The sequence below is a fragment of the Brevundimonas sp. genome (genome assembly GCF_016742135.1).
Taxonomy (GTDB): Bacteria; Pseudomonadota; Alphaproteobacteria; order Caulobacterales; family Caulobacteraceae; genus Brevundimonas.
This window is the reverse complement of sequence record NZ_JACVCG010000001.1, coordinates 646057-672483: the sequence shown is the minus strand read 5'-3', so window position 1 is coordinate 672483 and position 26427 is coordinate 646057. Positions and strand designations below refer to the sequence as shown.

Annotated in this window: 27 protein-coding genes and 1 tRNA gene; 10 read left to right on the top strand and 18 right to left on the bottom strand. The window is 67.6% G+C overall.

Going from position 1 to position 26427, the window contains the following annotated elements:
• Window positions 1–178 precede the first annotated feature (178 nt).
• The 7 genes from acpS to folK form a co-directional block, all read right to left on the bottom strand.
• Window positions 179–580: a holo-ACP synthase gene (gene acpS, locus IBJ06_RS03315; RefSeq protein WP_292157206.1), complete on the bottom strand. Its 402-nt coding sequence runs from the start codon at window positions 578–580 to the stop codon at window positions 179–181.
• Window positions 577–1314 (bottom strand): pyridoxine 5'-phosphate synthase, encoded by a 738-nt coding sequence (locus IBJ06_RS03310; RefSeq protein ID WP_292157204.1) that lies wholly within the window; start codon window positions 1312–1314, stop codon window positions 577–579. Before IBJ06_RS03310 ends, acpS begins: the two co-directional genes overlap by 4 nt.
• Window positions 1315–1317: 3 nt before the next feature.
• Entirely contained in the window at window positions 1318–1905 is a 588-nt protein-coding gene (gene pyrE, locus IBJ06_RS03305; RefSeq protein WP_292157202.1) for an orotate phosphoribosyltransferase, read from the bottom strand.
• A gap of 51 nt (window positions 1906–1956) precedes the next feature.
• On the bottom strand, window positions 1957–2715 hold the full coding sequence (locus IBJ06_RS03300; protein WP_292157200.1) for a TIGR00730 family Rossman fold protein: 759 nt from the start codon (window positions 2713–2715) through the stop codon (window positions 1957–1959).
• The gene (locus tag IBJ06_RS03295) at window positions 2715–4919 is read right to left on the bottom strand and encodes a bifunctional (p)ppGpp synthetase/guanosine-3',5'-bis(diphosphate) 3'-pyrophosphohydrolase (protein ID WP_292157198.1); all 2205 of its coding nucleotides are present in this window, start codon (window positions 4917–4919) and stop codon (window positions 2715–2717) included. Before IBJ06_RS03295 ends, IBJ06_RS03300 begins: the two co-directional genes overlap by 1 nt.
• A gap of 80 nt (window positions 4920–4999) precedes the next feature.
• A complete protein-coding gene (gene rpoZ, locus IBJ06_RS03290; RefSeq protein ID WP_292157196.1) occupies window positions 5000–5359 on the bottom strand; it encodes a DNA-directed RNA polymerase subunit omega in 360 nt (119 codons plus the stop codon).
• Between the two features lie 42 nt (window positions 5360–5401).
• Window positions 5402–5944: a 2-amino-4-hydroxy-6-hydroxymethyldihydropteridine diphosphokinase gene (gene folK / locus IBJ06_RS03285; protein WP_292157194.1), complete on the bottom strand. Its 543-nt coding sequence runs from the start codon at window positions 5942–5944 to the stop codon at window positions 5402–5404.
• A gap of 50 nt (window positions 5945–5994) precedes the next feature.
• Here folK and IBJ06_RS03280 point away from each other — a divergent pair, with 50 nt between their 5' ends.
• The 3 genes from IBJ06_RS03280 to IBJ06_RS03270 all read left to right on the top strand — a co-directional run bounded on the left by IBJ06_RS03280 (window position 5995) and on the right by IBJ06_RS03270 (window position 7503).
• Window positions 5995–6543 carry an NYN domain-containing protein gene (locus IBJ06_RS03280; RefSeq protein WP_292157192.1) on the top strand — a complete coding sequence of 183 codons (549 nt, stop codon included), beginning with the start codon at window positions 5995–5997 and terminating at the stop codon, window positions 6541–6543.
• On the top strand, window positions 6540–7187 hold the full coding sequence (locus tag IBJ06_RS03275; protein ID WP_292157190.1) for a uracil-DNA glycosylase: 648 nt from the start codon (window positions 6540–6542) through the stop codon (window positions 7185–7187). Before IBJ06_RS03280 ends, IBJ06_RS03275 begins: the two co-directional genes overlap by 4 nt.
• A gap of 127 nt (window positions 7188–7314) precedes the next feature.
• Window positions 7315–7503: a hypothetical protein gene (locus tag IBJ06_RS03270; protein ID WP_292157188.1), complete on the top strand. Its 189-nt coding sequence runs from the start codon at window positions 7315–7317 to the stop codon at window positions 7501–7503.
• A 10-nt stretch (window positions 7504–7513) separates the two neighbouring features.
• On the opposite strand, the gene smpB is transcribed toward IBJ06_RS03270, so the two are convergent.
• A complete protein-coding gene (gene smpB, locus IBJ06_RS03265) occupies window positions 7514–8017 on the bottom strand; it encodes an SsrA-binding protein SmpB (RefSeq protein WP_292157186.1) in 504 nt (167 codons plus the stop codon).
• Window positions 8017–8901, bottom strand: coding sequence for a 4-hydroxy-tetrahydrodipicolinate synthase (gene dapA / locus IBJ06_RS03260; RefSeq protein ID WP_292157184.1), 885 nt, complete (start codon window positions 8899–8901; stop codon window positions 8017–8019). The genes smpB and dapA overlap by 1 nt, the downstream gene beginning before the upstream one ends.
• Before the next feature lie 106 nt (window positions 8902–9007).
• On the opposite strand from dapA, the gene IBJ06_RS03255 reads away from it, so the two are divergent.
• Complete coding sequence (locus tag IBJ06_RS03255) at window positions 9008–11083, top strand: lytic transglycosylase domain-containing protein (protein ID WP_292157183.1); 2076 nt, start codon at window positions 9008–9010, stop codon at window positions 11081–11083.
• Here the strand turns inward: IBJ06_RS03255 and IBJ06_RS03250 are convergent.
• From IBJ06_RS03250 to IBJ06_RS03235, 4 genes are read right to left on the bottom strand one after another with little or no spacing between them, the layout of a single operon-like run.
• Entirely contained in the window at window positions 11080–11841 is a 762-nt protein-coding gene (locus IBJ06_RS03250) for an ABC transporter ATP-binding protein (RefSeq protein ID WP_292157181.1), read from the bottom strand. The genes IBJ06_RS03255 and IBJ06_RS03250 overlap by 4 nt on opposite strands.
• Before the next feature lie 2 nt (window positions 11842–11843).
• Window positions 11844–12830, bottom strand: coding sequence for an iron ABC transporter permease (locus IBJ06_RS03245; protein WP_292157179.1), 987 nt, complete (start codon window positions 12828–12830; stop codon window positions 11844–11846).
• Window positions 12827–13651: an ABC transporter substrate-binding protein gene (locus IBJ06_RS03240; protein ID WP_292157178.1), complete on the bottom strand. Its 825-nt coding sequence runs from the start codon at window positions 13649–13651 to the stop codon at window positions 12827–12829. Before IBJ06_RS03240 ends, IBJ06_RS03245 begins: the two co-directional genes overlap by 4 nt.
• Window positions 13648–14274: a TetR/AcrR family transcriptional regulator gene (locus tag IBJ06_RS03235; protein ID WP_292157176.1), complete on the bottom strand. Its 627-nt coding sequence runs from the start codon at window positions 14272–14274 to the stop codon at window positions 13648–13650. Before IBJ06_RS03235 ends, IBJ06_RS03240 begins: the two co-directional genes overlap by 4 nt.
• Window positions 14275–14512: 238 nt before the next feature.
• Between IBJ06_RS03235 and IBJ06_RS03230 the strand changes: the two genes are divergently transcribed.
• The 3 genes from IBJ06_RS03230 to IBJ06_RS03220 are packed head-to-tail and all read left to right on the top strand — an operon-like array spanning window position 14513 to window position 17551.
• Entirely contained in the window at window positions 14513–15889 is a 1377-nt protein-coding gene (locus IBJ06_RS03230; protein WP_292157174.1) for a glycosyltransferase family 2 protein, read from the top strand.
• The gene (locus IBJ06_RS03225; protein WP_292157172.1) at window positions 15861–16757 is read left to right on the top strand and encodes a class I SAM-dependent methyltransferase; all 897 of its coding nucleotides are present in this window, start codon (window positions 15861–15863) and stop codon (window positions 16755–16757) included. Before IBJ06_RS03230 ends, IBJ06_RS03225 begins: the two co-directional genes overlap by 29 nt.
• Window positions 16754–17551, top strand: coding sequence for an RNA methyltransferase (locus tag IBJ06_RS03220; RefSeq protein ID WP_292157170.1), 798 nt, complete (start codon window positions 16754–16756; stop codon window positions 17549–17551). The genes IBJ06_RS03225 and IBJ06_RS03220 overlap by 4 nt, the downstream gene beginning before the upstream one ends.
• On the opposite strand, the gene hrpB is transcribed toward IBJ06_RS03220, so the two are convergent.
• Window positions 17548–19971, bottom strand: a complete 2424-nt coding sequence (gene hrpB / locus IBJ06_RS03215) for an ATP-dependent helicase HrpB (RefSeq protein ID WP_292157168.1) — start codon at window positions 19969–19971, stop codon at window positions 17548–17550. The two genes, IBJ06_RS03220 and hrpB, sit on opposite strands and share 4 nt — an antisense overlap.
• A gap of 154 nt (window positions 19972–20125) precedes the next feature.
• Between hrpB and IBJ06_RS03210 the strand changes: the two genes are divergently transcribed.
• The gene (locus IBJ06_RS03210; RefSeq protein WP_292157166.1) at window positions 20126–21787 is read left to right on the top strand and encodes an amino acid permease; all 1662 of its coding nucleotides are present in this window, start codon (window positions 20126–20128) and stop codon (window positions 21785–21787) included.
• Between the two features lie 73 nt (window positions 21788–21860).
• Here the strand turns inward: IBJ06_RS03210 and IBJ06_RS03205 are convergent, their stop codons facing one another.
• From IBJ06_RS03205 to IBJ06_RS03195, 3 genes are all read right to left on the bottom strand, one after another.
• A complete protein-coding gene (locus IBJ06_RS03205) occupies window positions 21861–23495 on the bottom strand; it encodes an alpha-D-glucose phosphate-specific phosphoglucomutase (protein WP_292157164.1) in 1635 nt (544 codons plus the stop codon).
• A 76-nt stretch (window positions 23496–23571) separates the two neighbouring features.
• Window positions 23572–23694, bottom strand: a complete 123-nt coding sequence (locus tag IBJ06_RS03200) for a hypothetical protein (RefSeq protein WP_292157162.1) — start codon at window positions 23692–23694, stop codon at window positions 23572–23574.
• 93 nt (window positions 23695–23787) lie between these two features.
• Complete coding sequence (locus tag IBJ06_RS03195) at window positions 23788–24603, bottom strand: RNA methyltransferase (protein WP_292157160.1); 816 nt, start codon at window positions 24601–24603, stop codon at window positions 23788–23790.
• 66 nt (window positions 24604–24669) lie between these two features.
• Between IBJ06_RS03195 and IBJ06_RS03190 the strand changes: the two genes are divergently transcribed.
• Window positions 24670–24744, top strand: a tRNA-Asn gene (locus IBJ06_RS03190).
• A 133-nt stretch (window positions 24745–24877) separates the two neighbouring features.
• On the opposite strand, the gene IBJ06_RS03185 is transcribed toward IBJ06_RS03190, so the two are convergent.
• Entirely contained in the window at window positions 24878–25510 is a 633-nt protein-coding gene (locus tag IBJ06_RS03185) for a hypothetical protein (protein ID WP_292157158.1), read from the bottom strand.
• Between the two features lie 250 nt (window positions 25511–25760).
• Between IBJ06_RS03185 and IBJ06_RS03180 the strand changes: the two genes are divergently transcribed.
• Window positions 25761–26366, top strand: coding sequence for a TIGR00730 family Rossman fold protein (locus tag IBJ06_RS03180; protein WP_292157156.1), 606 nt, complete (start codon window positions 25761–25763; stop codon window positions 26364–26366).
• Window positions 26367–26427: the final 61 nt, after the last annotated feature.

Below are 26427 nucleotides of genomic sequence, written 5' to 3'. Positions count from 1 at the left end.
CCGCTTCAGCAGGCTCGGCCACGGCCGCTTCGACAGGGGGCGTTTCCACCTCGACGGGTTCCGGCGTCGGCGTCGCGGCGGGCACGGCGTGATCGTCCGTCTCGGTCGTCTTCTTGTCTTCAGTCATGGCAAAAACCCCCGGTGTGCCGCGCACAGGCGTGAAAGGCCTATAGCGTGATTATGTGACGGGCAAGACTTCGATCACCACGAAGGCGAGCGCATAGGGATGCTCGTCGCTGAGCGTCAAATGGATAGTGGGAGTGTGGCCGGACGGTGTCAGTCGCGCCAGATGTTCAGCGGCATGTCCGGTCAGCTGCAGGGTCGGCCGACCGCTGGGCAGGTTCACCACCCCCATGTCGCGCCAGTAGACATCCGCCCGCATGCCGGTGCCGAGGGCCTTGGCACAGGCTTCCTTGGCCGCGAACCGCTTGGCATAGCTCCAGGCCGGGTCCGGTTTGCGATCCGATCGCGTGCGCTCCAGTTCGGTGAAGCAGCGCTGCCTGAACCGGTCGCCAAACCGGTCCAGCGACGCCTGGATGCGCCGAATGTCGCACAGATCGGCCCCGACCCCGACGATCACGCTGCGGCATCCATGGCCGCGCGCATGCGGTGTATGGCCTCAGGCAGGCCTACAAACACTGCCTCTCCGATCAGGAAATGGCCGATGTTGAGCTCCCGCACCTCGGCGATGGCCATCATGTCGGTCGCCGTCTGATAGTCGAGGCCGTGGCCGGCGTGCACCTCCAGCCCGAGATCAAAGGCGCGCGTCGCAGCGGCCTGCAGCCGCTCGAACTCCCCGGCTCTGTCACGACCGGACAGGTGGCAGTAGCGACCAGTGTGGAACTCCACGACCTGGGCTCCGACCGCGTGGGCGGCATCAACCTGTTCCGGCGTCGGCTCGATGAACAGGGAGACGCGGATTCCGGCGGCGGAGAGGGCCGCAGCGACGGGGGAAATCCGCCCTTCATGGCCCGCGACGGCCAGTCCGCCCTCCGTCGTCACCTCTTCGCGCCGCTCAGGCACCAGACAGGCGGCGTGTGGACGATGGCGCAGGGCGATGGCCAGCATCTCGTCGGTCACGGCCATCTCGAGGTTGAGCGGACGTCCAGCCCTGGCGCAAAGCCCGCTGAGCGCCTCGATGTCCGCGTCGGTGATATGGCGACGATCCTCGCGCAGATGGGCGGTGATGCCATCGGCCCCGGCCGCCAGGGCCTGTTCGGCCGCACGGACCGGATCGGGGTGCCGCCCGCCACGGGCGTTCCGCACCGTGGCCACATGGTCGATATTGACCCCCAGACGCACCCGCTCGGCCATGGTCTATCCCTTTGCCAGTCTGCGGCTGCCGGGGTCCTCGACCGGAAGGGCGGCCAGTTCGGGCGGCAGGGCGTCGGCCGGGTAAGCGGGCACATCCAGCGTTGCCAGCGCGATCAAAGGCACGCCGACATCGGCCCTCCCCCCCGACCGGTCGACGATACAGGCGGCGGCCACGACGTCACCGCCCGCCTTGCGGATGGCCGCGATGCACTCGCGCGAGGACAGGCCGGTGGTGACGATGTCCTCGACCATGACGACGCGCTCGCCCGGCTCGACCGTAAACCCGCGCCGCAGTTTGAACTCGCCCCCTTCCCGCTCGACATAGAGAGAGCGAACCTTCAGGTGCCGGGCGGTCTCATAGCCGGGAATGATTCCGCCCACCGCCGGGGAAATGGCCACATCGACCGGCCCGACCGTGGCCGTGATCTTGTCGGCAAGGGCCCTGCACAGCCGCTCGCAGCGGGCGGTGTCCATGAACACCAGATTTTTCTGCAGGAAGACCGGGCTGTGCAGCCCCGAGGACAGCACGAAGTGGCCCTCGCGCAGGGCCCCAGCATGGCGAAATTCGTTCAGGACGTCTTCGGTGTTCATGCGTCGCTTCTAGCCTCTGAAGGCGGCCGCTGGAAAGCCTGCGGCTCGGTCCTATTCCAGGTCCTGATGCGGCTTCAGGCCACGGCTCAGCAGTTCCTGCCAGATGCCTTCGGCGTCGTCGGCATACCCCATCAGGTCCAGATCCGTTCGGGCGATCATGCCGTGCTCGACCAAGGCCTCGAAACGGATGATCGAGGTCCAGTAGGCCCGATCCACCAGCACGATGGGGATGGGGGGGGCCTTGTCGGTCTGGCGCAGGGTCAGCAGTTCGAACAACTCATCAAAAGTGCCGAACCCGCCGGGAAAGACCACCAGCGCATTGGCCCTCATGGCCAGGTGCATCTTGCGCATGGCGAAATAGTGAAAGCGGAACGTCAGCTCGGGTGTCGACCAGGCATTGGGCGCCTGCTCGTGGGGCAGGGTGATGTTGAAGCCGACCGAGGGGGCGCCGACGTCCGTCGCGCCACGATTGGCCGCCTCCATGATGCCCGGTCCGCCGCCTGTCGCGATGACATTGTCGCGCACCTCCCCGACCTTGCCGTCGAGAGCTCCGCCCCGTTCAGACGCAATCCGCCCAAACTCGCGGGCGGTTTCATACCAGGATGTTCCCGGCTTCACCCGCGCACTGCCGAACACGACGATGGTCGAGCGGACGCCCCAGGCGCGCAGCGCCTCCTCGGCCTTGGCGTATTCCAGCAGGAACCTGACACCCCGCATGGAATCGCCCAGCAGGAAGTCCTGATCCAGCGCGGGCAGGCGGTAGGAGGACGACGCCATCTGGGCCGAGTTTTCCGGCGGCGTGTCCGCCATCATCCGCGCACGCGTTCTACGGAATCGACAAAGGCATTGGCCCGCAGGGCCGCCATCAGGGTCGTGGCATGGCGGGCATCGCGCACCTCGACGTCGATCTCGACATCAAAGAAGTCCTGCTGCCGGTGTGTCATCACCAGGTTCAGGATGTTGCCGCCCGCCTCGCCAATCTGGGTCGCGACCTGCCCCAGGACACCCGGGGCGTTCCGGATGGTGGCCTTGAGACGAGAGGCCGCCGTGGCGTTCATCTCGGCCCGCGGGGTCCACTGCAGATCCTGCCACAGGCTGTCATCCTCGCTGAACTCGACCAGCCGGCCGCAGTCGATCGTGTGGACCGTCAGGCCCTTGTCCGGCTCTATAATGCCGACGATGCGATCCCCGGGCAGCGGCGAGCAGCAGTGGCCGAAATGGATGCTGATACCGGGTGTCAGACCGCTGCCGCGCACATACAGCAGGGCTTCGCTCTCCTCGATCCGTCGCCGGTCGTGGGCGGCCTTGACCTGTCCCTTGAGCGCCGGGAACAGGATTTCCACCACCTTGGTGGCCTGGACCTGACCCCGGCCGATGGCCTCGAACAGGGCATCTTCGGTGTCGATGGAAAGGGTTTCGAGCGCGGGGACCAGCACCAGGTCGGCCAGTCGCTTCCCCGCCCGGGTCAGGGTCTGCTCCAGAGTGGTGCGCCCCAGCTTGTGGAACTCCTCCCGTTCCGAGCTGCGGATCGTGCGGCGGATCGCTGCCCGCGCGCGGCCCGTCACCGTCAGCGAGCGCCAGTCCACCGGCACCTCGCGCTTGGTGCCGCGGATGATCTCGACCACATCGCCGTTGTTGAGCTGAGTCCGCATCGGCTTCAGCTCGCCATTGATCTTCACCCCGACGGCGGTTTCGCCGACCTCGGTGTGGACGGCAAAGGCAAAGTCCAGCGGCATGGCACCGCGCGGCAGGGTGATCAGCTGTCCCTTGGGTGTGAAGACGAACACCTGATCGAGGAACATCTCCATCTTGGCGTGCTCGACCCAGTCGTCGCCGCCCTCGCCGGTCTCGATCACCTGCACCAGCCGACGCAGATTATCGAGCGGGTCGCGTCCGCCCGACTTCTCCATGGCCTCGCGGTCAAAGCCATAGGACTTGTTCTTGTATCGCCAATGGGCGGCCACGCCGTCCTCGGCGATGCGGTCCATCTCGCGGGTGCGGATCTGGGTCTCGATCCGCACCCCTCCCCGCCCGACCAGCGTCGTGTGCAGCGACCGATAGTTGTTCGACTTGGGCGTGGAGATGAAATCCTTGAACCGATCCGGCACCATGCGCCACGCCCGGTGGATGACCCCCAGCGCGCGATAACAGTCGTCCTCGGTCTCCACGATGACCCGGAAGGCGTAGATGTCGGACAGGGTCGAAAAGCCGACCGACTTGCGCTGCAGCTTGCGCCAGATCGAGTAGGGCGTTTTCTGGCGGCCAATGACCTCGGCCTCGACGCCCTTGGCCGAAAGCAGATCCTGAACTTCCCGGGCGACATCCTCGAGCGCCGTGCCCTGTTCCTGCTTCAGGGCCTCTAGACGACGTTTGATCGCCGTATGGGCAATCGGGTTCAGATGCTCGAACGCCAGTTCCTCGAGCTCCAGCGCGATCGAATGGATGCCGATCGACCGACCCAGCGGCGCATACACTTCCAGTGTCTCGCGGCTGATGCGCTCGCGCTTCTCGGGCTTCACATATTGCAGGGTGCGCATGTTGTGCAGGCGGTCAGCCAGCTTGACCAGCAGCACCCGCACATCGCGCGAAATGGCAAGGATGAACTTGCGCAGGTTCTCGGCCTGACGGGTGTGTTCCGCCTGAAGCTCCAGCCGGCTCAGCTTGGTTACCCCCTCGACCAGCTCGGCCACTTCCTCGCCGAACATGGCGGCGATGTCGTCGCGGGTCGCGGAAGTGTCCTCGACCACATCGTGCAGCAAGGCGGTAACGATGGTCGCGGTGTCGAGCCTGTAGTCCGTAAGGATGCCCGCGACCTGGATCGGGTGGGCGAAATAGGGATCGCCCGAGGCCCGCAATTGCGAACCGTGCATCTTCATCGCATAGACATAGGCCTTGTTGATCAGCGCCTCGTCCGCGGACGGGTCATAGGCCTTGACCGTTTCCACCAGTTCGAACTGGCGCAGCACGCGCATGCGCTCGCCCTGCGGCCGCTCGGGGGCTGCGGTGGGGTACATTTCGGTTTCGGCGAGTTTGGCAACCGGTGCGGTACGGGACCGCTTCGGGCGGAGAGGAACAACCGTGTTCGGTTCCGCTGTCAGTAGCGCTCCTCCTGCCCACCGTCGCGGTCGCTCTGCAGCGCGCGGATCAGCTCGGCCTCGGCCATGTTCATGTGCTGCGGCTCGGCCAGCAGGGCCCGGGTTTCGGCCTCATCCTCGGCCTCGGTGCGCTCATCCACCCGTTGCAGGCTGGTGATCAGATTTTCGGCGAGCTCGTCAGGCGACACAGTGTCGTCCGCCAGTTCGCGCAGGGCGACGACCGGGTTCTTGTCATTGTCGCGATCGATGGTCAGCGCCTCGCCCTTGGCGATGTTGCGGGCCCGGTGACCGGCCAGCAGGACCAGACCGAACCGGTTCGGCACCTTTTCGATGCAGTCTTCGACAGTGACGCGCGCCATGAAATTCCTCGACCTCTGGGAGAACCTGACAAAATATAGGCTTCAGCCCGATTGTGCAACGCCACATCGGCAGGAATGAGGCGTCTGGTCGTCCAAGGGAACCGCATCACATCCGATCCGCGCGGTCCCGGCCAGCTCGCTCACCGGCCGGCCCGACACGGGGTCCCTCCAGTCCGGTGCCACCTCCGCCAGCGGGCCCATGACGAACAGACGTTCAGCGGCGCGCGGATGCGGCAGGACAAGGTCGGCTTCCTCCCGGATTTCACCGCCGAAATCGATCAGGTCCAGATCAAGGGTGCGGGGGGCGTTTCGCTCCGCACGCCGCCGTCCATACCGGTCCTCGATACCGGCCAGAGTGGCCATCAACTCCGCCGCTGTCCCGTCCCATCTGCCGCGCACGACGCCATTCAGAAAGGCAGGGTCCCCCGGGTTCGGCCAGGCTGACGACCGCCACCACCGCGACCGGCGCAGATCATTCACTCCCGCGCTCTCCAGATCGTGAACGGCAGCACCCAGCAAGGCCCCTATATCTGTCCAGGACCCCTTGTCATTGCTGCCCAGAGCGATGATGACAGGTGTGTTCATATTACCCCGGGGTCATCCTTCGGCCCTACATATTTCAAAGGACATCGACGATGCACCTCTATCCCGACGAGCGTCTGGCACTGTTCATAGACGGCTCCAACCTTCATGCGGCGGCCCGGTCGCTGAATTTCGATCTCGACTTCAAGGCCATGCTGGATGATGTGCGTGAACGGTCGCGCTTCGTCCGCGCCTACTACTACACGGCCGTGGTCGAGGGCGAGGAGTTCTCGCCCGTACGCCCGCTGGTCGACTGGCTGGGCTACAACGGCTTTTCGACCGTCACCAAGCCGGTCCGCCGCTTCACCGACGCCTCCGGCCATGTTCGCATGAAGGGCAATATGGACGTCGAGATCGCCGTTGACATGATGCAGATGGCGCCGCGCCTGGACCACGCCGTCCTGTTCTCGGGCGACGGCGACTTCCGGCGGCTGATTCAGGCGGTCCAGTCCCAGGGGTGCCGGGTGTCGGTCGTTTCGACGCTAAAGACCCAGCCGCCCCATATCGCCGACGAACTGCGCCGTCAGGCCGACGACTTCGTAGAGCTGGCCGATCTGAAGACCCTCTATGGCCGCCCCCGCACGGTTCGCGACGACGCATGACACCGCCTGCCCCGGTCGCCGAGCCGCCCGCCGACTGTCCACTGTGCCCCCGGCTGGTGGCCTATCGTGCCGACAACGCACGGCGTGAACCCGACTGGTTCAACGGGGCCGCGCCGTCCTTCGGCGATCCCGAGGCCCGCCTTCTGGTAGCGGGCCTGGCACCCGGTCGCACCGGCGCCAATCGCACGGGTCGCCCCTTCACGGGCGATCACGCCGGCTGGCTGCTGTACCAGACGCTGATCGACACAGGCTTTGCGCAAGGCACCTATGACGCCCGGCCTGACGACGGGCTGCGGCTGATCGACTGTATGATCACCAATGCGGTGCGCTGCGCGCCGCCCGGCAACAAGCCCCTGCCGGTCGAGGAAGCCACCTGCCGTCCCTTCCTGACGGCCCGGCTTGACGCCCTGCCTCGCCTCAGGGTGATCGTCACGCTGGGCGACGTCTCGCGCCGCAATGTGCTGAAGGCGCTGGGCAAACCCGCCTCGGCCATGGCTGCAGGGCACGGGTCCGAGGCCCGGATCGGCCCCTATGTCCTGCTCAACAGCTATCACTGCTCCCGCCTCAACACGAACACCGGGCGCCTGACCCCGCTGATGTTCCGAGAGATCTTCGAACGGGCCCGCGCGCTCATCCAAATGTGATCGAACATTGTTCGCCTTACAGGCGAATGTGGCGGCCCGGACACAGGCTTTTCCCTTCACGGGTGTAGACTGATCTTCGCGGGAACATCTCCGCGAGAGCCCGCGTTTCGGCCCACAGGAGGCTGTCATGCGTACGAACACCCACTTCTTCACCCCTGCCGAGCGTAAGACTGCCCTCTGGGCGGTTGTGGCGGCGGTCGCCCTGTCGGCGGCGGGTTTCGCCTGGGAACGGGCTCAAGGGCCCTCGCTCGGCATCTATGATCAGATGGGCCAGACCCAACTGGTCGATGTGATCGAAGCCCAGCCCCTCGGCTAAGGGGCCGGCGTCAGCCTTTGTCGCGCAGGAGGCGGGCCTTGTCGCGCTGCCAGTCGCGTTTGGCGGAGGTCTCGCGTTTGTCGTGCAGCTTCTTGCCCTTGGCCAGTGCCAGCTCGACCTTCGCCTTGCCCGACTCGTTCAGATAAAGCTTGAGAGGGATCAGCGTCTGCCCCTCCTTCTGAACGGCACCGATCATCCGGTCGATCTGTCGCCGGTGCAGCAGCAGCTTTCGCGGACGTCGCGGCTCATGGTTGAACCGGTTGGCCTGGGCATAGGGCGGGATATCGGCGTTCACGAGCACGATCTCGCGCCCCTCGATGGCGGCATAGCTTTCGGCGATGTTGGCCCGCCCGGCCCGTAACGCCTTGATCTCGGTCCCGACCAGGGCAATCCCGGCCTCGACCGGTGCATCCAGAAAATAGTCAAAGCGCGCGCGTCGGTTCTCCGCGATCACCTTCGGCGCATATTTCTTTTTGTCTGACTGAGGACGCCTCTGGGTGGGTGCTTGCGCCATCACTGAACGCCTGCCGCCTTCATGGCGCGGTCGATGGCCGGCCTGACCGCATCGGCCGTGGGCGCCAGCGGCAGCCGTACCTCTTCGCTGCACAGACCCAGTTGCGACAGGGCGTATTTTGTCGGCGCCGGTGAATTATCGAGGAACAGCGCCTTGTGCAGGTCGATCAGCCGATCCTGCCACAGGCGGGCGCTTTCCAGATCGCCGGCCTGGACCGCGTCATAAAGCGCCACCATGGCCTCGGGCGCGACATTCGACGTCACCGAAATCACCCCGTGCCCCCCATGGGCCAGATAGCCGAGGAAGCTGGGGTCATCGCCTGAGATGAGATCAAAGCGGCCGTCGACATGGGTCCGCATCCAGCTGGCCCGGGCCAGGTCCGCCGTGGCATCCTTGATGCCGACGATGTTCGGGTGTCTGGCCAGCCGCGCCACCGTCTCGTTCGACATATCCACGCCGGTCCGGCCAGGCACGTTGTAAAGTAGCACCGGCAGTTGCACGGCCTCGGCTATGGCCTCGAAATGCAGGGCCAGGCCTTCCTGCGAGGGCCGGTTGTAATAGGGAGTCACCACCAGAGCCCCGTCCGCGCCGACGGTCTTGGCGTGGCGAACCTTGTCGATGGCGGCCGCAGTCGAGGACGAACCCGCCCCCGCGATCACGCGCACACGGCCCGCCACGGTCGCGACCACGGCCTCGATCACATGTGCGTGCTCTTCCGCCGTCAGGGTCGCGCTCTCGCCGGTGGTTCCCATGGGCACGAGGCCGTGGACTCCGGCCGCGATCTGGCGTTCCACCAGGGCGGTCAAGGCGGTATCGTCCACCTTTCCGTCACGAAGAGGTGTGATCAAGGCGGTGATCACGCCCTTGAAAGTCGGGCCGGTCATGGGAACGATGGTCCTTCGCGTGGGCTTTAGCGAGTCTGCGGAAAGGTTTCGAACGTAAGGGGCGCCTTGAGCCGCCGCAACCGAGATGATGGGGTTAGGACAAACCATGCTGACATCGATCCTGGCCACGATCCTGGCCCTCAGCGCCCCCGCGCCCGAGGTGCTGGTTTCCAACCTGTCATCGGTGACCTGGCTACCCGCCTCCAAGTCCGCCACCCGGACCCAGGAAGTGCCTTATGGCGCGACCGTCCGCCTGCTCAGCGAGGCCGAAGCCCGCCTGCTCAATCAGGCACTCACAGCAGCCCGCGCCCGGGACATCGACCGTGCCCGCAGCCTGGCGGCCGGGATCGGAAACGCCACGGCCCGCAAGATGGTGGAGTGGGCCCTCGTCGACACCTCGGCGGACCTGATGAGCTTCGAGGAACTGGCCCGCGCCCGCGTGACCTTCGCCGACTGGCCCCGCGCTGCAAGCCGCATCATGGCGGGGGAGCGCGCGATTACCCGCAGCGCGGCCAGTCCCGCTGACGTCATTGCCTTCTTCGACGGCCGCCCGCCCCTGACCGTTGACGGCGCCATCGGTCTGGCGCTGGCGCTCGAGGCCATGGGCCGGGGCGATGAGGCGCGCCCCATCATTCGCGACTGGTGGCGGAACCAGTCCTTCGACGCGGCCAATCAGACCCGCATCCTGTCGATCTGGCCGAACTGGATCGCGCCGGCCGATGACGAGGCGCGGCTGAACATGCTGTTGCTGGGACCCCATGGGCCCGCCACCCGCGCCATGATCGACCGGGTCGGGGCCGAACAGCGCACCATCGCCCAGGCGGTTCTCGCCCTGCGCACTGCCTATGCGCCCGATGCCATCGTCGCCGGTCTGACCCCGGCCCAGGCGGGTCACCCCGCCGTCGTGCTGGAGCGGGTCCGCATCCTGCGTTCCCAGGGGCGACGGGGAGAAGGCTTCGCCCTGCTGGCGGGCTTGCCCGCAGCCCCGACCCACTCCGACGGCCAGAACACCCTCTGGAGCGAGCGTCGCAACTACTTCCTCGACGCGCTGGAGGTCCGGAACTGGCAGGCGGCCTATGACTCCATGGCGGGCCATGGCTTCCCCGGCGGCGAGCGCATGGTCGATGCGGAATTCTTCGCAGGCTGGGTCGCCCTGGTGAAACTGAACGACCCCGCCCGGGCCGCGCGCCATTTCGAGTCCCTGCGGCAGATGTCCGGCACTCCGATCACCCAGGGGCGGGCGCTCTACTGGCTAGGACGCGCGACCGAGGCCATGGGCGACACGGCGACGGCGCAAAGCCATTATGCCGCCGGTGCCGTGCACATCCAGTCCTTCTATGGCCAGCTGGCGGCTGAAAAGGCGGGTCAGACGCGCATCATCCTGCCCGCCGATCCCGAGATCACGCCCGAGGCCCGCGCGGCCTTTGAACGGAATGAGGTCGTTCAGGCGACCCGCATGGCGGGGGAAGCCGGCGAAGCGGGGCTGCTCCGCGCCTTTGCCTATCATCTCGACGACACCCTGCCGACGGCCGCCGACGTCGCCCAGCTGATGGATATGGTGCTCGGTTTCGGCGACCGGTTCGGCTCGATGATGGTCGGACGCGCTGCCAGCCAGCGCGGCTGGCTCATGCCCGGTCGCCAGTATCCGATCCGCATCCCGCCCGAGGTTGCGGGTGCCGCTCCCCTGGCCTTCACCCTGGCCATCACCCGTCAGGAGTCGAGCTTTGATCCCCGGGCGGTGTCCACCGCCGACGCCCGCGGCATGATGCAGTTCCTGCCGTCCACGGCCTCCGGCGTCGCCCGCCGCCTGGGTATGCCCTATTCGGCCGAACGCCTCTGGGACCCGGACTACAATATGACGCTGGGCAGCTATCATCTCGGCGAGTTGATGGTCGCCAATGGCGGGTCGATGATCCTGGCGGCTGTCGGCTACAACGCCGGCCCGGCCCGGCCGCCCCAGTGGATCGCCCGCTGTGGCGACCCGCGCGGCGGCATCGTTGACCCGGTGGATTTCATCGAGTGCACGCCCTTCACCGAGACGCGCAACTATATGATGCGGGTCATGGAGAATATGCAGATTTACAAGGCGCGACTCGGCGATGGCACAGCCGAGCTGACCCTGTCACAGGATCTGGCGCGCGGCGGATCAGGCCCGACGCCCTATCTGTCTCTCGCGAACTAGAGGCGGCTCAGCGCAAGCACCGGGGCCCCGGTTCCGTCCAGCCAGCGTCCGGCCAGTCCGAACACCTCGGCCAGTATGGCGGCATCCAATGCCACCGCGGGGGCCCCGTCGGCGCGGACCTCGCCCCGATCCATGACGATCACCCGGTCGGCAAACCGCGCCGCCAGCGACAGGTCGTGCAGGCTGGCCACCACCGTCTGGCCTGCTCCAGCCCGCGCCTTCAGCCGCTCCAGCACCAGCAGCTGACCTTCCGGGTCGAGACCAGCAACGGGTTCGTCCGCCAGAAGCAGGCCCGCGTCTGACGCCAGCACACGGGCCAGCAGCACCCTCGCCCGCTCGCCCCCGGACAGCTCGGCAACGCCGCGGTCCGCCAGCGCCCCGGCCTCGACCTCCTCCAGCGCGGCCATCGCGCGGCCCCTCGCCCCATCGGGCTCAAGGAACACAGCCCCCAGCGCCACCACCTCGATCACCGGCAGGTTCCATGCGACTGTCCCATCCTGCGGCAGATAGGCCAGTGCCTTTGCCCGTTCGCGGGGGCCGAGGGTGGTGAGAGCCTTTCCATCGATCGCAATGCGCCCGCTTTCCGGCTTCATCAGGCCGCACACGGCCTGCATCAGGCTGGTCTTGCCGGCTCCATTCGGCCCGACCAATGCGACCAGCTCGCCCGGCATCACCGACAGGCTGACGTCGTGCACGACGGTCCGCTTGCCGCGCGACAGGCTCAGGCCCTCGATCTTCAGCCGGGGTGTGGAGGCCATACTCAGACTCTCCACGCGCGGGCGGCGCGCCACGCGATCAGGGCAAACAGCGGCGCGCCGACCAGAGCCGTGAACACCCCCAGCTTCAGCTCCTGATCCGTGGGGGTGATACGCGTCATCAGGTCCGCAATAACCAGGATCAGTCCCCCGGCCAGCGCCGAGGGCATCAATACGCGTCCCGGATCTGCCCGGACCGACGCCCGCACCAGGTGCGGGGCCACCAGACCGACAAAGCCGATCACACCGGCCGTCGCGACAGCGGCGCCTGCGGCCAGACTGGCGGCGATCAGCGCCAGCACTCTCAGCCGGTCCAGCGGCAGGCCCAGCGTCCGCGCCGTCTCATCGCCCAGAGACAGGGCCTTCAGCCCGGGCGCGCTCAGCACGGCAAGGGCGGCGGCGGGCACCAGCGCGGCGGAGACCCACAACACATCCCCCCAGCCCCGGTTCTGCACCGAGCCCAGCAGCCACGCCATGACCTCCGCCGTCGCAATTGGCGAAGGCGACAGGTTGAAGATCAGGGCGGTCGCCGCCCCGGCAAAGCTGGACAGGGCCACCCCGAACAGGATCAGGGCCTCCGGGGCCCGGATACGCGCCGCAAAGGCAACCAGCGCCGCCGCCCCGATGCCGGCTCCGGCCAGGGCGGCCAGTTCGACCGCGCCGGTGACCATGCCCGCCCCCGCGACGAGCACCAGCGCGCCTCCCAGACTGGCGGTGGCCGACACGCCCAGCACGCCCGGCTCGGCCAGAGGATTGCGGAGCAGCCCCTGCATCAGCGCGCCCGACAGACCCAGCGCCGCGCCCACAAACACCGCACAGACGGCGCGCGGCGCCCGCACCTGCCACAGGATCAGTCCCGGCCCCGACCCGGGGTCTCTGAACGCCAGCCCATACTGCGCCCCGCTCAGTCCGACCTCGCCGAGCGTCAGCGCCGCGATCAGGGCGAGCGCGAGTGCCAATGCAAGCATCAGATTGATCCGCGCCACCGTCATTGTGCGTCCCGCAGGTCGGCCAAGATGGGCACGGCCTCGGTCATGAACCAGGCGGGACAGGTCAGCATGCCGGCCGGCAGCCGGACATTCGGCCGTTCCTCGACAAGACGCTTTACCAGCGGATGCCGCCCCGGACCGCGCCGGTCAGCGCGCGTCTGGTCGTAGAAGCCGAGGGCAAACCGGTCGGGTGGGTCCATGGCCAGCCGCTCCACCCGCACCGCGCCGAATCCGGGATGCCCGGCGGCGTTCTCAAGCCCCGCAGCCGTCAGGCTGGCGTCGATCAGGGTACCGGAGCCACTGGTGAAGCCCCCGGCCGTCAGATACAGGGCGGCAACCGGATGTGCCCTTTCCGACGATGCGCCGTCGTCGAGAGTCGCGCGCATCCTGTCGATCAGGGCTTGCCCCGCGGTGCGACGATCCAGAGCCTGCGCCACATCGAGGATGCTCCGCTCGACCGAGGCGAAGTCGGCGGCGTCGGCGAGGGTCACGACCCTCACCCCCTGACGCTCCAGCTGGGCCAGCAACCGGGCATCCCCACCCCAGTAGCGCACGACGACATCGGGGGCCCAGGCGACCACCGACTCCAGCGTCGGGCGCAGCATCCTGTGCCCGGTGGCCTCGGCGCGAAGCCACGAGTCCGGGTCGTCCGCGCGCGGCGACAGGGCCAACTCATGCCCTTCGCCCATCGCCATCACATACTGGTCCGCGCACTGATCCAGCGACAGAACCCGCAGGCTCTCGCCCCCGGATTCGCTGTAAGCGGACCCGCACCCCGCCAGCAGCAGGAGGGTGACGATGACCGGCAGGGCCGACCGGGTCACGCCCGAATCAGGCCGTCGAACACGGCGTCGAGCGTGGCCTTGACCAGTTGGTCCCGCTCCACCCAGTCGAAATAGGGCTTGGTGATCAGCAGGGACACAACGCCGTGCCCTCCGGCCCAGATTACCTGGGCCGCTGTACGCGGGGGGACCTTCAGATGCCCGGCGGCGTCGACCTCCCGGACGACCGTCTCGAACGCCCGGAACAGGCCGATGCCGACTTCCTGGGCCGCCGACTTTGCACCCTCGGCCTCTTGCGGGCGCGTCAGATAGATCAGGCGATAGGCATTCGGATTGTCGAACCCGAAGGCGATATAGGATTCGATCAGGCGTCGCAGGCGCTGTTCCGGCGGCAGGTCAGCCTCCATGATCACGGCCTGGGCCCGCGTCAGGGCCTGGAACGCCTCCTTGCAGATCTCGTGCAGGATCGCCGCCTTGTCGGGGAAATGCATATAAAGGGCGGTCGACGACAGGCCAACCGCGTCGGCGATCTTGCGGATCGTCGCGCCCTCATAGCCGTGATCGACAAAGATGCCCTCGGCGGCGGCCAGAATTTCCTCGCGCCGGAAATGACCCTCGCCCTTGGGTTTGCGCCGGGATCTGGAACGGGGGGCTGTCGCAGGCAAGCCTGTCCTCCATGCGGTTGCGGCCAGCCATACTGACTCTTGTCGCCGGGCGCCAGTTGGCGGTCGGTCGGAGGCTCCGGCTTGTCCCGCGTGCTCATCATGGCTAACCCGTTGATCGGGAGGGGACATGGACGCGTCAGCAAGAGACGAGCGGGGAAGCCGCGTGGCAGAGGCGTCTGGCCCGCCGCCTGCACTCAGCGCGAGCCGACGGTCGCTGACATGGGGGCAAGGCTTCTCCGTGATCGCCGTTGGGGCTGGACTGGTTGGCTGGGTCTGGCGCGATCCGGCCGGACTTCACGCGATCCTGTCCTTCGCGGTCCCCGCGATCTTCCTCGCCTGCGCTCTCTGGCGACTGGCCCTGATCCTCGCCTCCGGACGACGTCGTGTGCCGCAAGTCAGCACTGCACCCCTGCCCCGCTACACTGTGGTTGCCGCCCTGCACGACGAGGCCGAGGTCCTGCCGCAGCTGGTCGAGAATCTGGCGGCCCTCGACTATCCTGCCGACCGGCTCGAGGGGTTTCTGGCCCTTGAGGCGCATGACCACGAGACCATCGAGGCCGCCTATGCGGCCGACCGTCCTGACTGGCTGTCGATCCTGATTGTTCCGCCGGGCGAACCACGCACCAAGCCGCGGGCCCTCAACCATGCCCTGGCCCGGGCCACCGGTCGCCTGATCACCGTCTACGACGCCGAGGACGATCCCGATCCCCTGCAGCTGCGGGAAGCGGCCGCCTGCTTTGCCCGGGATGCGACGGGTCGCCTGGCCTGTCTTCAGGCCCCGCTGCGCATTCGGCGGCGCACCCGCAGCCCGGAGGCCTCACCCTTTCTGGATCGCCAGTTTGCCGTCGAATATGCCGCCCTGTTCGAGGTGGTCCTGCCCGGCATGACACGGCTGGGCCTTCCCTTTCCTCTCGGCGGGACCAGCAACCACTTCCGCGTCGACATCCTGAAGCGCGTGGGTGGCTGGGATGCCTGGAACGTCACCGAGGATGCCGATCTGGGCTTTCGCCTGTGGCGAGCGGGTTATCGGCTGGGTGTCCTGACGCGTCCGACGTGGGAGACCCCGCCCGGTGGCCTCGACGCCTGGCTGCCTCAAAGAACCAGGTGGATGAAAGGGTTCATGCAGACCTGGGGCGTGCATACGCGCCGGCCCCTGTCGCTGGGACTGCGCGGGCTTCTGGCGCTGGTGATGACCGTGGGCGTGTCGCTGGCCTCGGCCGCAGTGCATGCCCCCTCGGTCGCCTGGGTCGCGGCCTCGGTTCTTGTGGCTGCGGTCGCGGGTCTGACGCCCTCGACGCCCATACCGGCGCTGGGGGTCCTGATGCTGGGGGCGGGCATGGCCTGGGTTTCGGCCTTCATCGGTGCCAGGCGGGCGGGAATTCCCTACAGCCTGATCGATGTCGTCCAGGCCCCGGCCTACTGGTCGCTACTCAGCCTCGCCTTCGTCCATGCCGCCTGGCGGCTGGTGACCGAGCCCTTCGCCTGGGACAAGACGCGCCACCGCCCGGATCCGGAGCCCGACCTTCCGCCCGAAACCGGGGCTGCCGCGCTGGACGCCGGACCGCCGGTGCGCTTAAGCAGCCCCCATGGCCTCGAGACTGTCCCCACACCCTGATGTTCTGATGACGCGCGACTGGGCCGACTATGCCCTCGTCGACTCCGGACATGGCCGAAAGCTGGAGCGCTATGGCCGCCATACCGTCGTCCGGCCCGAGCCCCAGTGCGTTTGGGAGCCGCGCGATGCCTCGGCCTTTGACCGGGCCGATGCCACCTTCGATCCGCAGGACGAGGACGACGACGGCCGCTGGCGCTTTGCCGGAAAGCCGGTCGACGCCTTTCCGCTCGGCTGGGGAGACGTCCGCTTCACCGCTCGCTTTACGCCGTTCCGCCACCTCGCCTTCTTCCCGGAGCAGGCGGCCAACTGGGAATGGCTGGACCAGCGCATCCGCGCCCGCAAGCGCCCGACCCGCATCCTGAACCTGTTCGGTTACACCGGGGTCGCCTCTCTGGTCTGTTCGGCCGCAGGAGCCGAGGTTACCCACGTCGATGCCTCGAAGAAATCCGTGGCCTGGGCGCGCGAGAATGCCGAGCTGTCGGGTCTCGCCGACCGGCCCATCCGCTGGATCGTCGAGGACGCCCGGCGTTATGTCGCCCGCGAGCGCAAGCGCGGCTCGCTCTATGACGGCGTTATCCTCGACCCTCCGAAATACGGGCGCGGGCCGACGGGCGAGGTCTGGCGCCTGTTCGAGGACCTGCCCGGCCTGCTGGCCGATTGCGCCGCCATTCTGGAACCGCAGGCCGACTTTCTGCTGCTCAATGCCTATGCGGCGCGCATCTCGGGCCTGTCGCTGGCCCATCTGATGGATCAGGCGACCGCCGGCCGCGCGGGTCGCATCGACTGGGGTGAACTGGCCCTCGCGGAAGCTGGCGAGAACGGCCGCGCCATCGGCCTCAGCTTCTTTTCCCGGTGGTCCGCGACATGAGCGAACGCCTGATCACTTCGCTCACCAATGACACGGTCAAGGCGGTGCGCGCCCTGCATATGCGAAAGGAACGCGAGCACACCGGCCAGTTCCTGTCAGAAGGCCTCAAGTTCATCGGCGAAGCCCTTGATATGGGGCGCACCCCCCGCCTGCTGATGGTCGGGATGGAGGCGCGGCCCCACGCCCTGCTGGACCGGGCACGTGCGGCGACCGAGGCGGCCGGCGGCGAGATCGTGGTCGTCACCCACCCCATCCTCGAAAAGATCAGCCGCCGTGATAATCCCCAGACGGTGCTGGCCGTCTTCGACCAGGTTTATACGCCGCTGGAGGATATCGACCCGACCTCGGCTCCGGCCTGGATCGCGCTGGAACAGGTGCGTGACCCCGGCAATCTGGGCACCATCATCCGCACCGCCGATGCCGCCGGCTGTGGCGGCGTCATCCTGATCGGCGACTGCGTCGATCCCTATTCGGTCGAGGCCGTGCGCGCCACCATGGGCTCGGTGTTCGCCGTCACCCTCACCCGCACCACGCCCGAGGCCTTCCTCGAATGGCGCAAGTCCTGGCCCGGCAGCGTCATCGGCACACGGCTGGACGCCACCGAGGCCCCGGGATCGGCCCACTTCACCCGGCCCAGTCTGGTGCTGATGGGCAATGAACAGGCCGGCCTCACCGACGCCCTCGCCGCCGCCTGCGACGTCAATGTCAAGATCCCGATGCGCGGCCGCGCCGACAGCCTGAACCTCGCCGTCGCCACCGGCATCATGGCCTATGCCGCGACCGAGGACCGCTAGGTCCCTCTGGGCTTGGCCCGTGTCGTGGCTTCGGCATTGGCCGGATCCTCCGGCCAGGGGTGGCGGGGATAGCGGCCGCGCATCTCGGCGCGCACGGCGGACCATGAGCCTTTCCAGAACCCCGGCAGGTCCTTGGTCACCTGCACCGGACGGCGAGCGGGCGACAGCAGGGCCAGTGTGAGCGGTACACGACCGTCGCCGACCGTCGGATGGACCTTCACGCCGAACAGCTCCTGCACGCGGATGTCGACGCGGGGCCCGCCCTCTGCGGCATAGTCGATGGCGGTCGAGCCCAGCGGTGTCTCCAGCCGCGCGGGGGCCAGCCGGTCCAGATCTCGCACCCGGTCCCATGGGATCAGCGTCCGCAGTCCCTGCTCCAGAGCGTCATCTGAAATCCCTTCCAGCCCCTGCACACCGGCCAGAAGCGGCCACAGCCACACCTCCCGCGCGGCCATCAGGCCCTCGTCCGAGACATCCGGCCAGCCGTCATCCAGCTCTCGCAAAAAGGCCAGCCGCGCCCGCAGGCCCGAGGCGCGTTCGCCCCAGCGCAGACCCTTGAGACCTTCCCGTTCGACCTCGCCCTTCAACAGGTCCGCCACCCGGCCCTTGTCCGGTGCACCCAGCGAGACCTCCTCGACCACCAGTTCGCCGATCCGCTTCAGGCGGCGCACCTCCATCCGGCCGGACGGCGTGCGCACCAGCTGCTCTTCCTCAACCGTCCGGTGCCCCAAGGCCTCGATGTCCAGGGGACAGGCCAGACGGATGCGGTCGCCGCTGACCCCGCCGCTCAGCTCCGCCACCGCCAGCCAAGGCTCGGACGCCAGCGCATCGGTCGGCTCCAGAAAGGCCCCGCGCCCCGACGCCAGCCTCACCTCGCCCGGCTTGCCCCGCGCCCGCGCCACCCGCTCGGGAAAGGCCTCGACAACCAGAAGGCCGGCATCAACCTCGCCCCCCTGCCCGCCCCCCGCCAGCCGCGCCCAGCGGTCGGCCAGCTTCAGCGCGTCGCGGGCGCGTGGCGAGCGGTCGCGCTCCAGCGCCTCCAGCCGGTCGCGCAGATCGGTCGCGGTGCCACCCAGTCCCGGCTCCCCCAGAATCGCGGCAATGCGGGCACCGGTCAGGGCATCCCCCCGGTCCGACGCCACCGCCACCATATGGGCCAGCCGGGGGCTCATCGGCAGCTCGGCCATCCGCCGCCCGTGCGGGGTCAGGTCGCCGCGCGCGTCCAGTGCCCCCAGCCGGGTCAGTACCGCTCGCGCCTCGGCAAAGGCCCCGACGGGCGGCGGATCGATCAGGGCCAGCCCCTCGGCCGACCGCGCGCCCCACCGCGCCAGATCGAGCGCCAGTCCGGTCAGGTCGGCTTCGAGGATTTCTGCGGGTTGTTCGGGGATCAGGCCGCGGCTCTCCTGCCGGTCCCAGAGCCGGTAGCAGACCCCAGGCCCCAGCCTGCCCGCGCGTCCCCTCCGCTGTTCTGCCGAGGCCCGGCTGACCCGCACGGTCGCCAGGCGGGTCAGGCCGCTGGCCGGATCGAAACGGGGCACGCGCGACAGACCGCCATCGACCACGGCGGTAATTCCCGGCAGGGTTAGACTGGTCTCGGCCACGGCGGACGACAGGATCACCCGGCGTACACCAGCCGGCGGCGGGGTCACAGCCCGGTCCTGCACGACCCGATCCAGCCCGCCGTGAAGGGGGACGACCTCGACACCCGACGGCAGGGCCGCCTCCGCCAGAGTGCGTCCCGCCCGATGGATTTCCGACTGCCCCGGCAGGAAGACCAGAACCGAACCCGCGGTCTCGGCCAGGGCTCGGCGCACGGCGCGCGTCACCGCCACCTCAAGCCGTTCGGTGACGACGCGGCCCAGATAAATCGTCTCGACCGGAAAGGTCCGCCCCTCGGCCTCGATCACGGGCGGATCGCCCAGGGTCCGCACCAGGGCCGCCACGTTCAGGGTAGCCGACATGACCACCAGCTTCAGGTCCGGGCGCAGCACCTCCTGGGCCTGACGCGCCAGGGCCAGGCCCAGGTCGGCGTCCAGACTGCGCTCGTGGAATTCGTCGAACAGGACGGCGGATACGCCCTCCAGACCGGGATCGGCGATGATCCGGCGGGTGAATATCCCTTCGGTGATCACCTCGACACGGGTGTTCGGCCCCACACGGCTGTGCAGACGGGTCCGATAGCCGACGGTCTCGCCGACCGCCTCGCCCCGCAGCTCCGCCATGCGCTCTGCCGCGGCACGCGCGGCCAGCCGACGGGGTTCGAGCATGAGAATCTTTCCGCCGCCGACGATGCCCCGATCCAGCAGGGCCGTCGGCACGACCGTGGTCTTGCCCGCGCCCGGCGGGGCGACCAGGACGACGGTCGAGCTCCTCCCGAGCGCATTTTCCACAAGAGGCAGGACGTCGTGGATCGGCAGCATGCCCCGGAATACCGGGTATCCTCCGCCGCATGAAGCGTTCACAATCCTTTGTCCTTGTGAAACCACGTTGCCAGCAGGGGACTTGGCCGCTAGCGTCCCCAACGGTTCAAGAGCCGTCCGGGAGGCGGCCGTTATCTAGAGGGGGCGCAACCATATGTCCGCACAAGGCGCGAGACCGCCGGGAAACCGACTGTTTCTTAGAAAATCCGTCGATCAGATCCAGAAGGAGGCTGCGACCAGCCGCCTGAAGCGGACGCTGGGCCCCATCAACCTGGTCAGCCTGGGTATCGGCTGCATCATCGGCGCGGGAATCTTCGTGCTGACGGGCCAGGTGGCCTCGGCCCACGCCGGTCCGGCCATCATCTTCTGCTTCGTGCTAGCCGGCATCGCCTGTGCGCTGGCGGGCCTGTGCTACGCCGAACTGGCCTCGACCATGCCCGTTTCGGGATCGGCCTACACCTATGCCTACGGTACGCTCGGCGAGGTGTTCGCCTGGATCATGGGCTGGCTTCTGGTGCTGGAATACGGCGTGGCCGCCTCGACCGTCGCGGTCGGCTGGTCCGGCTATGTGGTCTCGCTGCTGGGGGATCTTGGCGTCGTCTTCCCGACGATAAGTTTCGCCGGAAACGAAGCGCCGCAGTTCGCTACCCCCTTCATCCAGGCCGTGGCGCAGGAAGCCGGGCCGATCATGTTCCAGCCTACGGGCACATTTAACATGGTCGCCGCCATCGGCATCGGCCTGGTGACGCTGCTCCTCGTCATGGGGGTCAGCGAATCCGCCAACGTCAACAATGCCATCGTGGTCATCAAGGTCCTGGTGCTGCTGACCTTCATCGCCATCGGCATAGCCTACATCAATCCGGCCAACTGGGTGCCCTTCGTGCCCCCGACGCCCGAAGGCGGCACCTGGGACCAGTTCGGTGTCGGCGGCATCTTCCGTGGCGCGGCCATCATCTTCTTCGCCTATGTGGGCTTCGAGGCGGTCTCCACGGCCGCGGCCGAGGCGCGCAATCCATCCAAGGACGTGCCGATCGGCATCCTCGGTGCCCTGATCGTCTGCACCATCATCTACATGATGGTCGCCATGGTCATGACCGGCGTGGTGCCCTTCATGGAACTGGCCAGCCCGGCCCCGATCGCTGTCGCCATCGACCGCATGGGTCTGGAATGGGCCAATGTCCCCCTGGCCATCGCGCCGGGTGGCGAACTGAACCTGATGAGCTTCCTCATCAAGATCGGCGCCGTGACGGGCCTGTCCTCGGTGATGCTGGTGCTGTGCTTCGGCCAGACGCGGGTCTTCTACACCATGGCCCGCGACGGCCTGCTGCCCCGCGCCTTCGCCGTCGTGCACGACAAGTTCCGCACCCCCTGGATCGGCACCATCCTGCTGGGTATCGCCATCGCCACCGCGGCGGCCTTCCTGCCGATCGGCATCCTCGGCGACCTGGTGTCGCTTGGAACGGCGCTGGCCTTCTCGATCGTCTGCTTCTCGGTGATCGTGCTGCGCATCCGCCATCCGGAGCTTGAGCGTCCGTTCAAGGTGCCCGGCGGCGTGGTGACCGCCACCCTCGGCATCCTGGCCTGTCTCGGACTGGCGGCGCTGAACTTCACGCCCATGGTCCAGCACGCCCTGGCCGACAACCCCCTGCCGCTGACCATCCTGGCCACCTATGCGGCGGTCGGTGCCGTGATCTACGCCATCTACGGGTTCTGGAACTCGAAGCTGGCCAAGGGGATCGACATCACCGAGGATCCGGCGCTCTCCAGCCCGGTCGAGGGGATGGCCGGTCACGTCGACAACGTCAAGGAAGACTGAAGGAGCGATCCGCCAGACGCGCGAAGGCCCGGAGGTCACCCTCCGGGCCTTTTCGTATCCGGCCCTTGACGGCTCAGGTGATGACCGAGGGCTCCGTCCGCCCCAGCCGGGCCTCGATCCCGGCAAAGGCCCGCGAGACCTCGGCCACGGCGGCCAGGGCCTCGGCCGGGTCGCGGTGCAGGTCACCCGCCGGATCCTCGAACCGCTCCAGATAGACCCGCAACGTCGCCCCCGACGACCCCGTGCCCGACAGGCGATATGTCACGCGCGCGTCAGGGCTCAGCCGGACGGTCACGCCCTGATGCTTCACCTCTGACCCGTCCACCGGATCGCTGTAGGCAAAGTCCACGGCCGACTGCACGCGATAGCCTGCGACCTGCCGCCCCTCGGCCCCGTTCGCCGCCTCGCGCAGAGCCTGCATGAAGGCCTGGGCCGGGCCAACCTCCAGCCCTTCATAGTCGTGCCGCTGATAATAGTCCCGGCCGAACCGCGACCAGTGGCCGACCACCACCTCGCCCACGCCCTTACCGGTCGCCGCCAGCACATTCAGCCAGAACAGCACGGCCCACAGGCCGTCCTTCTCGCGCACATGGTCCGAGCCGGTGCCAAAGCTCTCCTCGCCACACAGGGTGATGCGCCCGGCGTCCAGCAGATTGGTGAAGAATTTCCAGCCGGTCGGCGTCTCGTGCATCTCGATGCCCATCGCCGCGGCCACGCGGTCCGCCGCGCGGCTGGTCGGCATGGAGCGCGCCAGTCCCTTCAGACCGTCCCTGTACCGAGGCACACAGCCGGCGTTCGCTGCCAGGATCGCCAGACTGTCGCCGGGCGACACCACCATGCCCGGCCCCATGATCATATTGCGGTCCCCGTCCCCGTCCGAGGCCGCTGCGAAATCCAGCGGGTCGTCCCCGAACATGCGGGCCGTCAACTCGGGCGTGTGATCCGGATGCGGATCGGGGTGGCCGCCGCCGAAGTCAGGCAGCGGCTCACCGCGCATCACCGTCCCTGCGGGCGCCCCCAGTCGCCGCTCAAGGATTTCGACGGCATAGGGGCCCGTCACCGCATTCATGGCGTCGAACGCCATGCGAAAGCCAGGCCTGGAGACCAGAGCCCGGATGGCACCGAAATCGAACACCGTCTCCATCAGATCGGCATAGTCGGCGATGGGATCGATGATCTCGACCACGCCCTCGTCCAGCCGGAACTCACCGATGAGGGACAGGTCGGGCGCCTCCTCGTCGAGGATGCGATAGGCTCGGAGTTCCTTGCTGCGCGCGAACACACCGGCGGTGAAGGTCGTCGGCGCCGGGCCTCCGCTCTCCGTATTGTATTTGACGCCGAAGTCGCCGTCCGGACCACCCGGATTGTGACTGGCCGACAGGATCACCCCGCCCTTCGCGCCACGCTTGCGGATCAGGGCCGAGGCGGCCGGCGTCGACATCAGGGCGTTCTGCCCCACGATGACGCGCGAAAAGCCGTTGGCCAGCGCCATGCGCACGACGATGGCCGCCGCCTCACGACAGAAGAACCGCCCGTCGCCGCCCACCACAAGGGCATCCCCCGCCAGCGGCGCGGCTTCGTCGAACACAGACTGCAGAAAGGCTTCCAGATAGCCGGGCCGCATGAAGTCGCGCGTCGACTTCCGCAGGCCCGAGGTGCCGGGCTCCTGATCCTGCCACGGGGTGATGCTGACGCTCTGGACGGACACGAAATACCTCGGCCTGCGGCGGCACGCGGCCACCCGAAAGCCATGTGTCTAGAGCGTTTTGATCTTCAGGCGAAGGTCAGGCGATCGGCGCCGTCAACCATCCCAGCAGACTGGCCGCGCTCACGGCCCCGGTCACCACGCCGACGGTCACCGCCAGACGGGCATTACGGACGACGAAACCAATGACATCACTGAACATGACGACCTCCCCGGACGCCGCAATAGCGCCACAATCGGGACCGTTCAGCAAGGTGTACAAAGGGTTAATGCGCTAACAACTCCGTGATTCGCTTCAACGGCGAGTCAGATGGTGCAGCACGATCGCCGAGGTCGCCGCGACGTTCAGCGAATCAAAGCCGGACGCCATGGGAATCCTCACCGGTCGGGCGCGGGCCAGGACCTCCCGGGGCAGGCCGGGCCCTTCCGATCCCAGCAGGACCAGGGCGCGCTGAGGCGGTTCCAGATCGGTCAGATCCGGCCCCTCCCCGGGCGTCAGCGCCAGCGGCACATAGCCGTGGGCCTCGGCCCGTTCGACCATGACCGTGGCAGACACATCCGACGCAATCGGGGTCCTTAGAACCGCACCCACCGAGACCCGTATGGCCTTGCGATAGAAGGGGTCGCAGCAGGCGGGATCGACCAGCACCCCGCACGCCCCCAGGGCCGCCGCGTTCCGGAATATCCCGCCCATATTGTCGGCATTGCCGATGCCCACGGTCCCGACCAGCACGGATCGCTCCGGTCGTCCGGCCAGAAAGGCGTCGAGGTCCAGCGGCTCCGGTTTTTCGCCCAGCGCCAGAATCCCCCGGTGCAGATGGAACCCGGCGATCCCGTCCACAACTTCCTGCGGGGCCGTATAGATCGGCACATCGGCATCCAGTCGCGCCAGCACCGGTTCAAGCTTTGGCAGCCGCTTGTCCGCCAGCAGCACGGCCCGCGCGCGGCACCGCGACCAGGCCGAGGTCAGCACGTTCAACACCACCTCGCCCTCGGCGATAAACAGCCCCTCGCGGCCCGTCAGGTCCCGTTCGCGCACGTCGCGAAAGGCGGCGATCCGGGGATCATCGACAGAGGTCAGGGATACAGAGGTCAGGGATATCGGCGTCATGGTGTCGATTTATCGTTGCACAGTCCGGCGGGCCGCTGCTATAGCGCCCCCCTCTTGAGTTCCTGTTCCGCGGTAGCTCAGTGGTAGAGCAGCCGACTGTTAATCGGCTGGTCGTAGGTTCGAATCCTACCCGCGGAGCCACTCATCCTTCCCCGACATGGCATGAAAAAAGAGCCCGACGCAGCGCGCCGGGCTTTGAAAAGGCTTGGTGATGGTGGGTGCCTCGCTAAAGGAATCCCAAGACCGCTGTTCGGCTGATTGCCTTAAGAAGTCGTTAACGACGCGGCAGCCAACTGGTCTGTGGCGCACCGTCGGGTGCCTGCCATCTGAGGACAAAGCCATCCTCGCGCTCGTCGCGGCTGATGTCCGGGGCCGTGGCATCATTCCGGTCGACAGACAGGGGGGGAATGGCAAAGTCCTGCCCCTCGATCCGCACGTCTGCCGGCGGCGATCCATCGAAACCGACGCGCCATTGGCCGGTGGAATCCGCCTGCACCTGAATGGGGCCACGCCCGGGCACTTCGACCCTGACGTTCGTCCCGGGCGATGCCCGACCGGACAGGATCGCCGCCCGGCCGTCGTGGTCGACACTGGACAGAGGGGGCGCCTCGCCCAACCGCCGACTGGCCCCGCCCGGCGACAGGATCACGGCGGATCCGCGGGCCGCGTCCAGCACGATCATTCGCCCGGGGGCGGGCACCGTGTCCTGCCCCAGTTGCGCCTCGGGCGTGAGAACCAGTCCGTCGACCGCCGTCAGCCGCACCTCGAACCGGCCTTCGGCATCGGCCACTGCGGCATAGGCCTGGCCTGCGGGCGTCCTCAGCACGACCCGGCCGCCCGGGTCCGCCTGGCCCGACACCACCAATTCGGCGCCATCGCGGTGCAGGCCCGTGACCGACGGAGGCATGATCCATCCGGAACCGGCACCCGCGACCTGGGTGGCCGCCCCCGCTTCCCGGGATGAGCGCTCGTCCCCGCCGCACCCGGCCACGAGTAACGCGAGGGTCAGGCCGGTCACCGCCCTCCCTGCCGGGGATCGGAGGCCATATCGTTCAATCATGCGTTTCGCGGAAGCCATCTGCCCTGTATGGCAAAAACCCCCGCTTGCCGACAGTCATACCGACCGTCGAATCTCCTGCCTGTATTCCAGAGGTTCCATGCCCACGACTTCCGCCGAGATCCGTCCTTTCAGTGGCCGCTCCGTCTGCCTGTTCTGCGGATCATCCGAAACCGCCGACCCGAAATATACCGAGGCCGCCCGGGCCTTCGGCCAGGGCGTGGCGGAAAGAGGCTGGCGGCTGGTCTATGGCGGCGGCGGCGTCGGCCTGATGGGTGCCTCGGCCCGGGCCGCCCACGCGGCGGGGGGCCGGGTCCTGGGTGTCATGCCCGAGTTCCTGCGCAGCCGGGAACGCCTTTTCGACGACGTCGAGACCCTGGTGGTCGACTCCATGCACGAGCGCAAGCAGATCATGTACGACGAATCCGATGCCTTCGTCGTCGCCCCGGGCGGCATCGGCACGCTCGAGGAGGTCATCGAACTTCTGTCGTGGAAACGCCTCGACCTGCACGGCAAGCCCGTCATCTTCCTCGACATTGACGGCTTCTGGCAAAGCCTGTTCCGGGTCATGGAGCATTCGGTCGAGGCCGGCATGACCCCCGCATCCTTCCTCCAGGCATGGACAGTATGCCGCACGGTCGATGAGGCGCTTGAGGCCCTGAACGGCATGGACACGCCGTCCGATTTGAAACATGATCATCGATAAGTGATCAGCGGTCACCAAATAAGCACTGATCGCGATCACGGCCCTTGACAGTTTTCAAAAA